The 14,160-nt window shown below is 67.5% G+C and carries 8 protein-coding genes; 4 read left to right on the forward strand and 4 right to left on the reverse strand.

Annotation, left to right across the window (positions count from 1 at the left end; all coding sequences use genetic code 11):
* Positions 1–457: 457 nt before the first annotated feature.
* Together LFM09_RS45885 and glnA are read right to left on the reverse strand one after the other, a co-directional pair.
* On the reverse strand, positions 458–3,988 hold the full coding sequence (locus tag LFM09_RS45885; protein ID WP_414102948.1) for an FkbM family methyltransferase: 3,531 nt from the start codon (positions 3,986–3,988) through the stop codon (positions 458–460).
* Between the two features lie 19 nt (positions 3,989–4,007).
* A complete protein-coding gene (gene glnA, locus LFM09_RS45890) occupies positions 4,008–5,351 on the reverse strand; it encodes a type I glutamate--ammonia ligase (protein WP_414102949.1) in 1,344 nt (447 codons plus the stop codon).
* Between the two features lie 41 nt (positions 5,352–5,392).
* On the opposite strand from glnA, the gene LFM09_RS45895 reads away from it, so the two are divergent.
* Together LFM09_RS45895 and LFM09_RS45900 are read left to right on the forward strand one after the other, a co-directional pair.
* Positions 5,393–6,028 (forward strand): LppX_LprAFG lipoprotein, encoded by a 636-nt coding sequence (locus LFM09_RS45895; RefSeq protein ID WP_414102950.1) that lies wholly within the window; start codon positions 5,393–5,395, stop codon positions 6,026–6,028.
* Positions 6,028–7,542: an MFS transporter gene (locus LFM09_RS45900; RefSeq protein ID WP_414102951.1), complete on the forward strand. Its 1,515-nt coding sequence runs from the start codon at positions 6,028–6,030 to the stop codon at positions 7,540–7,542. Before LFM09_RS45895 ends, LFM09_RS45900 begins: the two co-directional genes overlap by 1 nt.
* Here LFM09_RS45900 and LFM09_RS45905 read toward each other — a convergent pair.
* On the reverse strand, positions 7,497–9,020 hold the full coding sequence (locus LFM09_RS45905; RefSeq protein WP_414102952.1) for an alpha/beta fold hydrolase: 1,524 nt from the start codon (positions 9,018–9,020) through the stop codon (positions 7,497–7,499). The two genes, LFM09_RS45900 and LFM09_RS45905, sit on opposite strands and share 46 nt — an antisense overlap.
* A complete protein-coding gene (locus LFM09_RS45910; protein WP_414102953.1) occupies positions 9,017–10,582 on the reverse strand; it encodes an alpha/beta hydrolase in 1,566 nt (521 codons plus the stop codon). The genes LFM09_RS45905 and LFM09_RS45910 overlap by 4 nt, the downstream gene beginning before the upstream one ends.
* Positions 10,583–10,611: 29 nt before the next feature.
* On the opposite strand from LFM09_RS45910, the gene LFM09_RS45915 reads away from it, so the two are divergent.
* Positions 10,612–12,324 carry an NAD+ synthase gene (locus LFM09_RS45915; protein WP_414102954.1) on the forward strand — a complete coding sequence of 571 codons (1,713 nt, stop codon included), beginning with the start codon at positions 10,612–10,614 and terminating at the stop codon, positions 12,322–12,324.
* 645 nt (positions 12,325–12,969) lie between these two features.
* Positions 12,970–14,160, forward strand: a complete 1,191-nt coding sequence (locus LFM09_RS45920) for a sensor histidine kinase (RefSeq protein WP_414102955.1) — start codon at positions 12,970–12,972, stop codon at positions 14,158–14,160.

A 14,160-nucleotide genomic window follows, 5' to 3' on the forward strand; every position in this document is an offset into this window, starting at 1 on the left:
CAGACGGAATATGTCTGGCAATCTGGTCTTGCTACTCAAAGGAATACTCCTGACGAGGAGTATTCATATTACTGGCTGTGTTTCGGCACGCTGTTGAGTTCTCAAAGAACACGCGCTCACCGGTTCCATTCTCCGTTTCCGGAGAGTTTCTCTCGGGGCTTGTGTTTGAAGCTTAGCTAGTTCGTTTTCGCCTTGTCAAATCGGCCGTTTCGGCTTCTTGGCTGCGGCGCAAACTCGCTTCGCATTCAGTTTTAAGCTTGGTTCAGAAGTTATCTGAGTGGCTTTTCCGGTGTCAAATCGGGGTCATTCTCAGATCCCGGACAGCACGTTAGGCCGTTCATTTACTTCTGGGGGTTTGACGCCGTGAGACTTTACCCGGCCCGATCCGCGGTGTCAACCGCTCGTTCCGGGGTCTCGCTTGCGACTTGGAGAAAGTTACTCATGGGGAGGATCAAAGTCAAATCGCCTGGTCAGCGGGCTGCTTGATCGGCACGGACGGCGCCGGCGCAACCTGCTTGGCCCCAACCGGACGCGGACGCAGCCACAGGGTGACGGAACGAAGTCCCTCCATCGCCCGCACGATCTGGTCCGGCGAAGCCGCCTGACGGGTCGCCAACGGCACCAGGTCGTAGCCCCAGATGCCGAACTCCTTGAGGACCGTCACCGGATCGTCACCGAAGTCCGCCGTCGCGGAAGCCGAGAACTCCAGGAACACGTGCGGCCGATCGCGACGCAACAGCCGGACGAGACCCGCGAGAGCGCGGTGCCCACGTCCAGGCGTGTCCACCTTCACGACGGAGAGCTTCATGCCCTGCACCAAGGCGATGTCTTCGAGCTCCTTGTCCAACCGCACCGAACGCACCCGCGCGACTTCGGCGGAAGCATCAGCGGCGAGCGGCGACACCGAGACGCCACCGGTCAGCGTCGGCGAAACAGCCAGCTCACCAGCGCTCTCCCACGCCGCGCCCTCGATCACGGTCAGGCGATCCGCGACAGCAGCAGGCAGGTTCGCCGAGACGTTGTGCCTCAACAGAGCAGCAGCCGAGGCATCCGGCTCGACGGCGACAACCGCACCCATCAGCCCGAGCCGCGACAACACCCTGATCGAGTGATACCCGACGTACGCACCGACATCGAGGAAGATCCCGTCCGGCTCCAGCACCGAGTCGAGCAGCTCCGCGAGGTCCGGCTCCCACACGCCGTTGGACGACAACAGCGGCAGCATGAACGCGTCGTCGGAAGGCAGCCGCATCATGCCCGCGTCGCACAACACCAACGACGAACGCACCTCAGGCGCGTCACCTGCGGCTTCGTGCTGACGAACCACTACGCGACGCAACGCGTCCGCGGTCTGCTGCGCGTGGTGCGCGGCTCGAAGAGCCGAGTCCAGCCGCGTGTCGCGCTCGCGGAACACCTCGACGACCTTGGACTCCAAGGTGTCGATGCGGTCCAGTGTCCGATCCAGGGCGACGGTCAGCTTGTCGATCCGCTCCGCCAGGACGTCGTTGGCCTTCGCGCGCTTGGCCGCCTCGGTGACCACCGCGTCCTCGATGTCCCGCAGCCGGCGTCCCTGACCGGCCATGTCCGCGCGCACGCGAACGACCCCGTCGTCGACGCCGACCAGCTGGTCACCGAAGTGCGACTGCCGTTCCGCGACCTGTTCGATCTCGGCGCGCAGCAGCTCCAGCTCACCCTGGCCGACCCCGGCCCGCAGCGCGTCCTGCCGGTCGACCAGCTCGGCCACGGTGCGCTCGACCCCGTCGATCAGGGTGTGCAGCACCTGCCGCATGTGGTTGTCGTAGTGGTCCAACGCGCGCAACACGACCTTGCGCAGCGCGGGAGCCATCGGCGTCCGATGGGCGGTGTCGACGTTCGGCTGACGTAGTAACGCGTGCTTGGCCGAGTGCAACGCGAGCATCGGGTCGACCTCGGGCTTCGGCTTCGGCCGGCGCGCCCGCCATCCCCGGTACGCGTGCTCGACGCGCTCGCGCAGCATCTCGGCAACGCGCGCGACAGACCGCACGGCCAGGACGTGGTCGCGAGCAGCAGCACCGAGTGCCTCGGCCGTGGGCAGGTCATCGGCCAACGACCGCAGCAAACGAGAAGCCGCCTGCACATCAGGTTCGGAACCCTGGTGACACGGCACGAGGACCGCCGTCTTGCCGAACAGCTCGGCAACGGCACCGTGATCGGAGGCCACCAGAGGCACGCCCCGCACGGCCAACGACGCCAGACGCAGAGCAATCGCGTCATCGGCCCCACCGCGGTGCAACGACACCACGGCGTCGGCTGTCAGACACACGTCCTCGTCCTCGACCAGCGAAATCCGCTGGTCAGAGGCAGTGGCGAGGCGCAACCGCTCGGCGGCCTCCGGGTGCTCGAACGCACCGGACACCGCGATCCGCAGCTCGACGTCCGAACGATCCGGGAACGCGCTCAAGAACGCCGACACGGCGCCAAGGACATTGCCGGACCGATCGAGCGAGTGGTCCGCGATCGCCGCGAACACCACCACATCGCCAGAAGCGTGCTCACGCGCGCCGACATCAACAACCGGCACAGGCACCACACGCACGATGGGCCCGCCGATGCGTTCGGCAGCAGCACGCGACAAGTCGGACGACAGCCAGAGCTCGTTCACGCCCGTGCGGTCGTCCGCAGCAGTGGCGTCCAACGCGACCTCGACGATGAACCGCCCGTCCGGCACCTCGTCGTCAGAAGAAGTGCGCACCACAACGGGATAGCTGGCCGAAGTGGACACCGGCAGTCCGGACGCGCGCGCAGCGGCGAGCATCAGCTCGGACAGCGGCCCCGACCCCACGACGGAAACGCCGAGCTGGTCGAGCAGCGCCGGTCCCTCTTCCCGGGGTTGCGGCACGGCCGGCACCGGCAACCGCCCGGAGGCCACGCCGACCCCGGCACACCACTCGCGCCAGGCATCCGCGTCCGCACCGAACGGCGCGGGGAACTGCTGCTGCAGCAACGGATCGGCCCGCCACACGGCGTCCGCCCACCGCGTGCCGCCGTTCTCCGTCGGCTCACACGCCCACATGAGGAACCCACCACCACCGTCCTCACCGAACGCCGGTGACGGCGTCGGCTCAGCGGCCCGGTAGTCGGCACGCAGCTCGGACGGGATGTCGGTCCCGTCGATCAGAGCACCGAACCGGTACGGCACGGGCTGCACGCTCCACCCGCATCGCACCAGCTCAGCGCGGTAGGCGGTGCACAGCTCAGCGACCTCGGCGTGCTCGGACAGCAGCACGCGCGGCCGTTCCGCGAAGTCGGCGGACAACAGCCACGGACGACGCGGGTCGAACCCGCGGAAGTGCACGGTCAGAAGGTCCGAACCGACGACGGCCAGCGCCCCCGACTCGGTGCGGTGCAACGGCCGGTCAGCCACGTTCCACACGGACAACCCGAGGCGCGCGTCACGCAGCACGTGGTGCGGCACGATCGCCGGCATGTCCAGCGACGGCAGGTAGGACTCGGCCCCCTTGCCGACCGCGATGAACCCGGGGTCGAACGCCCCGAGCTCGTGCAGCTCGGCCGGCCCCGGCTGCAGCCCGTCGTCCGGCAGCGCCCGCAACGTGCGCGGCAGCAACACCACCGGAGCCTTCTGCAACGCCTCCAGCACGAGCTTGGTCAGCGACCCGAACACCTGGACCCACGGGTCGAGGTAGAGCACGGGCATGCCCTGCGACAGCAACGCCTCCAGCAGCCGCGGCAGCATCGCCGCCTTCAGCTCGGCGGCGTCCAGCGAGGTCGCGAGGACGTGCAGCTCGATCTCGGGCACCCCGATGTCGGCGGGCGTGATGAGCCCGGGACCCGAGTGCTCCGGCTGCGCGTCGACGATCAGCGCGACGAACCGGCCCTCGGGGTGCTCCGCGAGGAACGAGCTGGACAGGACCTTGACCGCGGGCAGCTCGGCCGCCGTCGCGACCGTGCAGGCGCAGATCGCGGGCTGGAACTCGGGTACCTCTGTCACGGAGAGCAACGTATCGGCCTCACAGCACGGGAAGAAGAGAGCGCAACTCGTACGGGGTGACGCTTCGACGGTACGCGTCCCACTCCGTCCTCTTGTTGCGCAGGAAGAAGTCGTAGACGTGCTCGCCCAGCGCTTCGGGGAGCAGCTCCGAGTTCTCCATCTCGGCGAGGGCCTCGCCGAGGTTCTGCGGCAGGTTCGCGTAGCCGGCGGCACGACGCTCACGGTCGGTCAGCGACCACACGTCGTCCTCGGCGGGCGGCGGCAGCTCGTAGCCCTTCTCGATGCCCTTCAGACCGGCGGCCAGGATCACCGAGTACGCCAGGTACGGGTTGCACGCGGAGTCGAGCGAACGGATCTCCACGCGCCGGGACGACGACTTACCGGGCGAGTACATCGGCACACGGACAAGCGCGGACCGGTTCGCGTGACCCCAGCACACGGCCGTGGGCGCTTCACCGCCGACGATCAGGCGCTTGTACGAGTTCACCCACTGGTTCGTGACGCCGGAGATCTCGCGCGCGTGCTTCAGCACGCCGGCGACGAACTGCTTGCCGACGTCGCTGAGCTGGTACGGGTCTTCCTCGTCGTAGAAGGCGTTGCGGTCGCCCTCGAACAGCGAGAAGTGCGTGTGCATGCCCGAACCCGGCTGCTCGGAGAACGGCTTGGGCATGAACGAGGCGCGCACGCCCTGCGTGATCGCGACCTCCTTCACCACGTAGCGGAACGTCATGACGTTGTCCGCCATGGTCAGCGCGTCGGCGTAGCGCAGGTCGATCTCCTGCTGGCCGGGCGCGCCCTCGTGGTGGCTGAACTCGACGGAGATGCCCATCGCCTCCAGCGCCTCGATGGCATGGCGGCGGAAGTGCGTGGCCGTCTCGTGCGAGGTCTGGTCGAAGAAGCCGCCGTTGTCCGCGGGCTCGGGCTCGCTGCCGTCGCCGGGCAGGCCCTTGAGCAGGAAGAACTCGATCTCCGGGTGCACGTAGCAGGTGAACCCGGCCTCGCTCGCCTTCGACAGGGTCCTGCGCAGCACGTGGCGCGGGTCGGCCCACGACGGGGAGCCGTCCGGCATGGTGATGTCGCAGAACATGCGCGCCGAGTAGTTCGTGCCGTCCGGTGTCTGCCACGGCAGCACCTGGAACGTCGCGGGGTCCGGCTTCGCGACCATGTCCGACTCGTAGACGCGGGCGAAGCCCTCGATCGCCGAGCCGTCGAAGCCGATGCCCTCGCTGAAGGCGCCTTCCAGCTCGGCCGGTGCGACCGCCACGGACTTCAAGAAGCCCAGGACGTCCGTGAACCAGAGCCGGACGAACCGGATGTCGCGTTCCTCGAGCGTGCGGAGCACGAACTCCTGCTGGCGGTCCATAGGGCGCAGCTTAAGGGCTCCCGGGACTCTACGATCAACGCATGTCCGCCCGTTGGTTGTTGGTTTGCGCACTCGCCCTGCTCACGAGCTGCACGTCCGGTGGAGATCTCCCCGATGGTGCGACGTTGCTCTCGAAGTCGGCGGAGTCGATGCGCTCGGTCAAGACGGTCCACTTCACCATCAAGGTGGACGGCGAGCTCCCGGACGTGCCGGTGAAGGACGCCGACGGCGATCTCACCGCCGCCGGTGAGTCGAAGGGCACCGCGAAGGTGACGCTCATGGGGCAGCTGCTGTCCATCGAGTACGTGCTGACGGGCGGAAACCTGCACTTCAAGGGCCCGACCGGCGGGTACACCACCGTGTCGGCGGCGTTCGCGAGCACCGTGTACGACCCGTCCGCGATCCTGAACCCGGACAAGGGCGTGGCCAAGGTCCTCTCCAGCTCGAAGGACGCCAAGACGAAGTCGTCCGGTGACGTGTCGGTGGTCGAGGCGACCGTGCCGAAGGACGTGGCCGCCGGGTTGGTGCCGGGCATCGCCGCGGACGTGAAGGCGACGTTCTCTCTCGACAAGGACAACAAGCTGAAGAGCGCGTTGTTCGAGCTCCCCACCGGTCAGAAAGTCGACATCGGACTGACCGACTTCGACAAGCCCGTCACGGTCACGGCCCCGGTGTAATGCGGAAAGTCGCTCTCGCCGCGTCCGGCGCGGCCGTGCTGCTGGGGGCGCTCGACGCGTACGTCGTCGTCGGTGTCCTCACGGACATGGTGCGCGACCTCGGCATCGCGGTGAACGAGCTGGAGCAGGCGACGCCGATCGTCACCGGGTACCTGCTCGGGTACGTGGCGGGCATGCCGTTGCTCGGGCAGCTGTCGGACCGGCTCGGGCGGCGGTTCGTGCTGCAGGTGTCACTGCTCGGGTTCCTGATCGGCTCGGTGATCACGGCGCTGGCCGCTGACGTGCCACTTCTCGTCGTGGGCCGGGTCGTGCAGGGCCTCGCGGGCGGTGCGTTGCTGCCGGTCACGATGGCTCTCGTCGCTGACCTGTGGGAAGAGCACCGGCGGTCGTCGGCTCTCGGTGCCGTTGGTGCCGCGCAAGAGTTGGGGTCGGTCCTCGGCACGCTGTACGGCATCGGCGTTGCGACGCTGTTCAACGCGTTGCCGTTGTTCGAGGCGTGGGAGCCGCAGAGCTGGCGGTGGGTGTTCTGGGTCAACGTGCCGTTGGCGGTCATCGCGATGGTGATCGTGCAACGGACCGTGCCGAACACACGGCGTCCTGTTCGGATCGACGTCGTGGGTGGCGTGCTGCTCGCGGTGGCGTTGTCGTTGCTGGTGGTCGCGCTCTACAACCCCAAGCCCGCCGAGTCGGTGCTGCCGTCGTGGGGCTGGCCGGTGCTCGTCGGCGCGTTCGTTGTTCTCGTGGCGTTCTTCGTGTGGGAACGCCGTGCTGCTGTGCGGCTCATCGACCCCGAGGGTGTGCAGTGGCGGCCGTTCTGGGCCGTGCTCGGTGTCTCTCTCGCGGCCGGTGCGGCGTTGATGGTCACGTTGGTGGACGTGGAGTTGTTCGCGCAGACCGTGTTGCGCAGGGATTCCGCCGCCGCAGCGACCCTGCTGACCCGGTTCCTGATCGCGTTGCCGGTCGGCGCTGTCCTGGGTGGATTCCTCGCGTCACGGCTGGGCGACCGCTGGGTGTCGTTCAGCGGCCTGGCGATCGCAGCGGTGTCGTACGTGTTCATCGCGCAGTGGCCGGCCGACGTGTCCGGTTGGGTGCTCACGCGCGACCTGGCCATCGCCGGTTTCGGGCTCGGGCTGGTCATCGCGCCGTTGTCCGGTGCTGTGCTGCGGGTGGTGCCTCCGATCAGGCACGGCGTGGCGTCGGCGTTCGTCGTCGTGGCGCGCATGACGGGCATGCTCGTGGGCGTGGCGGCGTTGTCCGCGTGGGGACTCCACCGGTTCCGCGAGCTCACGGCAGACCTGAACACCCCGCTGCCGTTCGGGGTCGAGAAAGCCGAGTTCGAACGGCAGCTGGCCGAGTACCAGCGCGGGCTCACCGAGGCGCTGCTCACCGAGTACCACGAGATCTTCCTGATCACGGCGGTGATTTGCGCGCTCGGAGCGCTGGGCTCGGTCCTCCTGCCCGGAACGCGTCAGCAGACCGAATCGGTCTCCGGCAGTCTCAGGTCCACCAAGTAGTTCGTGCCCACGCCGTCCACGCAGCCGATACCGGCCAGGAACGCCGTGTGCTGGTTTCCGTTGTACGTCAGCAAACGCGCGCCCAACGCAGCCGCCAGGTCCACGCCGGACTGATAGGGCGTCGCCGGGTCACCGGTCGTGGAGACCACCAGCACCTGCGGCAGCCCGTTGACGTTCGGCGGATGCGGTTCCGACGTGTGCGGGGCCGGCCAGAACGCGCACGGACCGAGCGCGGTCTCGTCGGTGGGCACGGTGTCGTTGCCCAGGATCTCCAACAGCCTCCGACGGTTGGACTCCAGCGTGGCGCGGTCCTTGATCGGCGGTTCGTCGACGCAGCGGATCGCGACGAACGCGTCCTGGATGCGCGAGTAGGAGCCGTCCTGGGCCCGGCCGAGGTACTGGTCGGCGAGCTGCAGCAGGGTGTTGCCCTTGTTCTGCCGCAGTTCCTGCAGGCCCTTCAACGCCGTCTCCCACAGGCGGTCCGTGTACATCGCCTGGATGATCGCGGTGTTCGCGTCCGAGTGGGACAGCTTGCGCTCGCCGACCTGCAGCGGTGTCTTCTTCAGCGGCTCGATCATCTGCCGGAAGTTCGACTCCGCGCTGGCCGTGTCCCTCCCGATAGGACAGTCCCGCTGCGCGCACCAACCCGCGAACCGCTGGAAGGCCTGCTCGAAGCCCTGTGCCTGCCGGGCCGCCGCGTCCACCTTGTCACCGTCGACCGCGACCGCGCCGTCGAGCACCATCGCGCGCACGTTCTTCGGATACATCTCGGCGTACAACGTGCCGATGCGCGTGCCGTAGGAGTAGCCGAGGTAGGTCAGCTTCTTCTCGCCCAACGCGGCGCGCAGCACGTCCACATCCCGTGCGACGTCCCGCGTGCCGACGTTGCGCAGCAGGTCGAGACCACTGCGTTCAGCACATCTGTCGACGAAGAACTTGTTCTCCTGCTCGGTCTGGCTCGCGCTCTCACCCTTGGGCCTCAACCGTTGCGCGTCCCGTTCCGCATCGGTGAGGCACTGCACGCGGGGCTGGCTCGCCCCCACGCCGCGCGGGTCGAAGCCCACGACGTCGAACCGCTTGCCGACCGGGTTGTTCGGCTGCATGTTCGCGACGTGCGCCATGCCCGAACCACCCGGACCGCCGGGGTTCACCACCAGGGAGCCGACCCGTCGCCCTTCTTCAGCAGCGGGCCTGCGCAACAGTCCGACCGTGATCGTCCCCGCGTCCGGCTTCTCGTAGTCGAGCGGTACCTGCAGTCGCGCACATTGGATGCCCTCGCGCTCGTACAGCCCCTTGCTCTTCGCGTCGGTCGCGTAGGGCTGGCACGCACCCCACGACAACACCTGCGAGTAGAAGCGATCGATGCCCTTGCGCCCTGCGACCGGCGTGCCGTCGATGCGCGCGTAGGACGTGGACGTGCCGAGCAAGACGATCAAGGCGAACACGGCTGCGGTGATTCGGGATCGCCGCTTCGTCATGAGGCGCACCGGGTTCCGTCGGCGGGCAGGGTCTGGTCGATCAGGTACTTCACGCCGGCCGCGTCCACGCACTGCACGCCCTGGAGGAAGACCGTGTGCTGCTCGCCCTCGAACGTGAGCAGCCGCGAGTTGAGCTGCTTGGCGAGGTTCACGCCCGCCTCGTACGGCGTGGCGGGGTCACCGGTCGTGGAGATCACCAGCAGCGGCGGGATGCCATCGGCCTTGGGCACACCGGTGCGACCGGTGACCGGGACGGGCCAGAACGCGCACGCGTCGAGTGCCGCACCTGGCGGGTTGCCGTCGTCGAGGAACGGCGCGGCCGCCTTGTACTGCTTGGCGACCTCCACCATCGCGTTCTTGTCCGTCACGCGTGCGTCGTCAACGCAGTGCACGGCGTTGAACGCGTCGGTGATCGTCGAGTAGTTGCCCTGCTCGTCGCGGTCGAGGTAGATGTCGGCCAGCCGCAGCAGCATCGTGCCCTTGCCGGCCTTGAGCTCCTCAAGGCCCTGCTGCAGGAGCGGCCACAGCTGCTCGGAGTACAGCGCCTGGATCGTGGCGGTGATCGCGTCGTTGTAGGACAGCTTGCGGTTGCCGACGGCGACCGGTTTCTCGATCAACGGCAGGGTGAGCTGGCGGAAGCTCGCGTTGGCGTCGTCACCGAGCGCGCAGTCGCCCTTCTCACGGCACCACTTCGCGAACTCGTCGAAGGACCGCTGGAAGCCTCTGGCCTGCGCGACGGTCGATTGTCCCTGGTCCTGGGCCGGATCGACGGCGCCGTCGAGGATCAGTGCGCGCACGTTCTGGGGGAAGGTCTCGGCGTACTCCGTACCTATGCGGGTGCCATAGGAGTAGCCGACGTAGCTCAGCTTGGCGTCGCCGAGCGCGGAACGAAGGACATCCATGTCCTTAACTACGTCCCGCGTGCCCATGTTGGCGAGCATTGATGCCCCGAATTTTGTCCCGGCGGAGCACTTCTCGGCATACGCCTTGTTCTCTTGCTCCGTTTGGGCTATTCCGGCCGGACTGGTGTCGAGGTCGAGGTCCAAACGGTCGGCATCGCGCTCCGGTCCGGTGAGGCACCGCACGGCCGGTTCGCTCGCGCCGATGCCCCGCGGGTCGAACCCGATGAGGTCGAACCGACCCCCGAGCTCGCTCTTGCGGTACTCCCCGACCATGCTCGCCGCCGCCGCCATGCCGGACGCGCCGGGCCCGCCCGGGTTGATCAGCAACGAGCCGATCTTCTGCCCGGTGGCCTTCCACCGCAGCACGCCGATGGTGATCGTGTCCGCATCGGGCTTCGCGTAATCGAGCGGCACTTGCAGCCGCGTGCACTCGACGTCGCGCTTGCTCCCGTACGCGTCCTTGCTGGACCCGGTCGTGGCGAACGACGAGCACTCCTGCCAGGCGAGCTGCTGCCCGTAGAACTTCTCCAGTCCCGCCGGGACCGTCCCGGCCGGACCAGGCTTTTCCAAGCTCACGCCGGGCTTGGCCGCCCCCTCGATGATCGTCGTGCAGGACGCGAGCAGCGGAATGACGAGCAACACGCTCAAGAGACGGACCACGACTCGATGGTATGGGAGATGATGAGGGCATGCCGCAGCTTCGCATCGCGCTCGCCCAGGTCAACGCCACTGTTGGCGACCTTTCCGGCAACGCGTCGTTGGTAGTGGACTGGACGCGCAAGGCCCGCGAAGGCGGCGCGCACCTCGTCGTGTTCCCGGAGATGGTGCTGACCGGCTACCCGGTAGAGGACCTGGCAATCCGCACGTCGTTCGCCCGCGCCTCAGCCGAAGCGCTGGAGTCGCTGGCACGAACTTTGGAAGAAGCCGGCCTGGGCGACATCGCCACGTTCGTCGGCTACCTGGAACACGACTCGGTGGGCCCCCGCAACGCCGCCGCAGTCCTGCACGGCGGGCGTGTCGTGGCCAGGCAGTGCAAGCACCACCTCCCGAACTACGGCGTGTTCGACGAGCGGCGCTACTTCAAGCCCGGCTCGTCCCTCGACATCGTCCGAATCAACGGCGTCGAAGTCGGCATGGCGATCTGCGAAGACCTGTGGCAGGACCACGGCCCGACCTCAGCACTGGGTGACGCCGGCGTGGACCTGGTCGTCTCCCCGAACGCCTCCCCCTACGAACGCAACAAGGACGACCAGCGCCTCCCTCTGGTGATCCGCCGCGCAGCCGAGGCAGGCGCGCCCCTGGCCTACTGCAACCTGGTCGGCGGCCAGGACGAACTGGTCTTCGACGGCGACTCACTGGTCGTCAGCCCCGACGGCCACCTGATCGGCCGCGCACCGCAGTTCGTGGAGCACCTCATGCTGGTCGACTTCGACCTCCCCGGCGGCCGCGAGTACGAACAGGGCCAAATCGGCGACTTCTACGTCCGCCGCGTCTTCATCTCAGACGCGATCCCGGCCTACGAACCGCTACCCGCCCCGCGCGTGTTCGAACCGCTCTCCGACGAGGCCGAGGTGTGGCACGCCCTGGTCACCGGCCTGCGCGACTACGTCCACAAGAACGGCTTCCGCTCCGTCGTGTTCGGCCTCTCGGGCGGCATCGACTCGGCCGTCGTGGCCGCGCTAGCCGTGGACGCCCTGGGCGCCGACTCGGTCCACGGCATCTCGATGCCTTCCTCCTACTCTTCCGACCACTCCAAGTCGGACGCCTACGACCTGGCCCAGCGCACAGGCCTGCACTTCACCACCGAACCAATCGGCGACATGGTCTCCGTCTACGTGGACCAGCTGAAGCTGACCGGCCTGGCCGAGGAGAACATCCAGGCCCGCTGCCGAGGCATGCTCCTGATGGGCCTCTCCAACCAGCACGGCCACCTGGTCCTGGCGACCGGCAACAAGTCCGAGCTGGCAGTCGGCTACTCCACGATCTACGGCGACGCGGTAGGCGGCTACGCCCCGATCAAGGACGTCTTCAAGACCCTGGTCTTCAGCCTCGCCCGCTGGCGCAACACCGAAGCCGAGAAGCGCGGCGAGGTGCCTCCGATCCCGGAGAACTCGATCACCAAGCCCCCTTCGGCAGAACTGCGCCCCGGCCAGGTCGACACCGACTCACTACCCGACTACGACCTGCTGGACTCCTTGCTCACCCTCTACGTGGACGGCGACCGGGGCCACGACGACCTGATCGCGGCGGGCTTCGACCCCGCCTTGGTCGACCGCGTCCTGCGAATGGTGGACAAGGCCGAGTACAAGCGCCGCCAGTACCCGCCGGGCACGAAGATCTCGATCAAGGCGTTCGGAAGGGACCGCCGCCTGCCGATCACGAACGGCTGGCGCGAGGGCTAACGGCATGCTCGCGCAGGGGTCCCCCGTGAATTTGGATCCCCCGCGACCCAACGTACCGACGGGGTCTGACAGTGCAGCGAAGCCGAAGGCGAGCCGTCTTTCCCGAACGGGCCGGGTGAGCCCACTGCTCTTATGCGATGCCGAAGGCGAGCCGTTCTTCCCGTACGGGCCGGGTGGGGTGGTCCCGTCACCGCAACCAAACCAAGCAACAGACAGTCGCCCTGAGCAACAGGCGTGCCATCAACCCGCCCGCGGCGCTGGCCGGTCTTTGATCAGATTGGCGGGGTCTGGGGCGGCGCCCCAGAACGCANTCTTATGCGATGCCGAAGGCGAGCCGTTCTTCCCGTACGGGCCGGGTGGGGTGGTCCCGTCACCGCAACCAAACCAAGCAACAGACAGTCGCCCTGAGCAACAGGCGTGCCATCAACCCGCCCGCGGCGCTGGCCGGTCTTTGATCAGATTGGCGGGGTCTGGGGCGGCGCCCCAGAACGCAACCGCGCATAAGCACGCAACGCAACCACCTACGGACAACAAACAGGAACCCGCCAACGCACCAGGGGGACGACCTACGCAACCGGCGCGCGCCACAACGAAGTAGAGCCTGCTCCACCGCGCCACCCACCCCCACCAGCTACGTTTCCACCCATGAAACGGATCGGCGCAGCACTCCTCTACCTGGCGACCGGCCTGCTAACAGCCATCGCATCATGGCTGGCGCTAGGCGTGCTGCTGCTGTCCGTAGTGATCCTCCCGCTCCTCCCGATCACAGCCCCGCTCATCCGCCGAATCGTGGACTTCGACCGCCAACGCCTAGCGCGCTACGCCGGCACCACTCTGCCCTCACCAGAACCGCTAGACGGCCCCTGGCTGCACCAAGCCCAACGAGTGCTGACCGACCCAGCCAGCCGCCGAGACGGCAGATGGCTGATCACCCACGCCCTGGTCGGCACCCTCTTCGGAGCAATCGCCATCGGCGTCCCAGGCTCACTGATCCAGCAGCCCTTCGTAGTACTCACCTGGTGGGCAGTACCAGACGGAATCGAAAACTCCTTCGGCGTACGCGTCGACTCCTGGCCAACGGCCTTCCTGAGCGTGCCGATCGCGATCGTCCTAACCCTGATCCTGACCCAACTCCCACGCCTGGCCGACCTGGACGCAAAGTGGGCGAAGTCGTTGCTGGCCCCGCCACGAGCCTCCCTGGAAAAGCGCCTGGCCGAGGTAGTAGCAACCCGCGCCGCCGCCCTCCAGGCCCACGGCGCCGAACTACGCAGAATCGAACGAAACCTGCACGACGGCACCCAGAACAAGCTGGTAGGCGTCGTCATGATGCTGGGCATCGCAGAACGAACCCTCAAACAAAACCCGGACAACGCCCTACAAGCCCTGCTCCGAGCACAAGACGCAGCAGGCGACGCCCTGGAAGAACTCCGCAACGTAGTCCGCAGCATCCACCCACCCGTACTGGAAGACCTGGGCCTGGACGGCGCGATCCAAGCGCTGGCGGCGCGGTGCCCGGTCCCGTGCCTCCTCCAAGCCGACCACCTGGGCCGACTCCCAGCAGCGGTAGAGGCAGCGGCCTACTTCGCGGTGGCCGAGGCGCTGACGAACGTGGCAAAGCACAGCGGCGCCAAGCACGCGTGGGTCAGCCTCGCCATCAACACCGACCAGCTGACAGTTCTGGTCCACGACGACGGCAAGGGCGGCGCAGACGAAAAACAAGGCACAGGCTTGGAAGGCATCAGGGGCAGAGTCGCGGCGCTGGACGGCACCGCCACCGTCAACAGTCCCGAGGGCGGCCCAACCGTCCTCACCGTCGTGCTACCACTGGGAAAGTGA

This window comes from Lentzea alba (assembly GCF_047445655.1).
GTDB lineage: Bacteria > Actinomycetota > Actinomycetes > Mycobacteriales > Pseudonocardiaceae > Lentzea > Lentzea alba_A.

Coding starts and splice junctions, on each gene's coding strand:
- glnA (WP_414102949.1), bottom strand. CDS start 5,351: ATGGACCGCCAGCAGGAGTTCGTGCTCCGCACGCTCGAGGAACGCGAC.
- LFM09_RS45895 (WP_414102950.1), top strand. CDS start 5,393: ATGTCCGCCCGTTGGTTGTTGGTTTGCGCACTCGCCCTGCTCACGAGC.
- LFM09_RS45900 (WP_414102951.1), top strand. CDS start 6,028: ATGCGGAAAGTCGCTCTCGCCGCGTCCGGCGCGGCCGTGCTGCTGGGG.
- LFM09_RS45905 (WP_414102952.1), bottom strand. CDS start 9,020: ATGACGAAGCGGCGATCCCGAATCACCGCAGCCGTGTTCGCCTTGATC.
- LFM09_RS45915 (WP_414102954.1), top strand. CDS start 10,612: ATGCCGCAGCTTCGCATCGCGCTCGCCCAGGTCAACGCCACTGTTGGC.
- LFM09_RS45920 (WP_414102955.1), top strand. CDS start 12,970: ATGAAACGGATCGGCGCAGCACTCCTCTACCTGGCGACCGGCCTGCTA.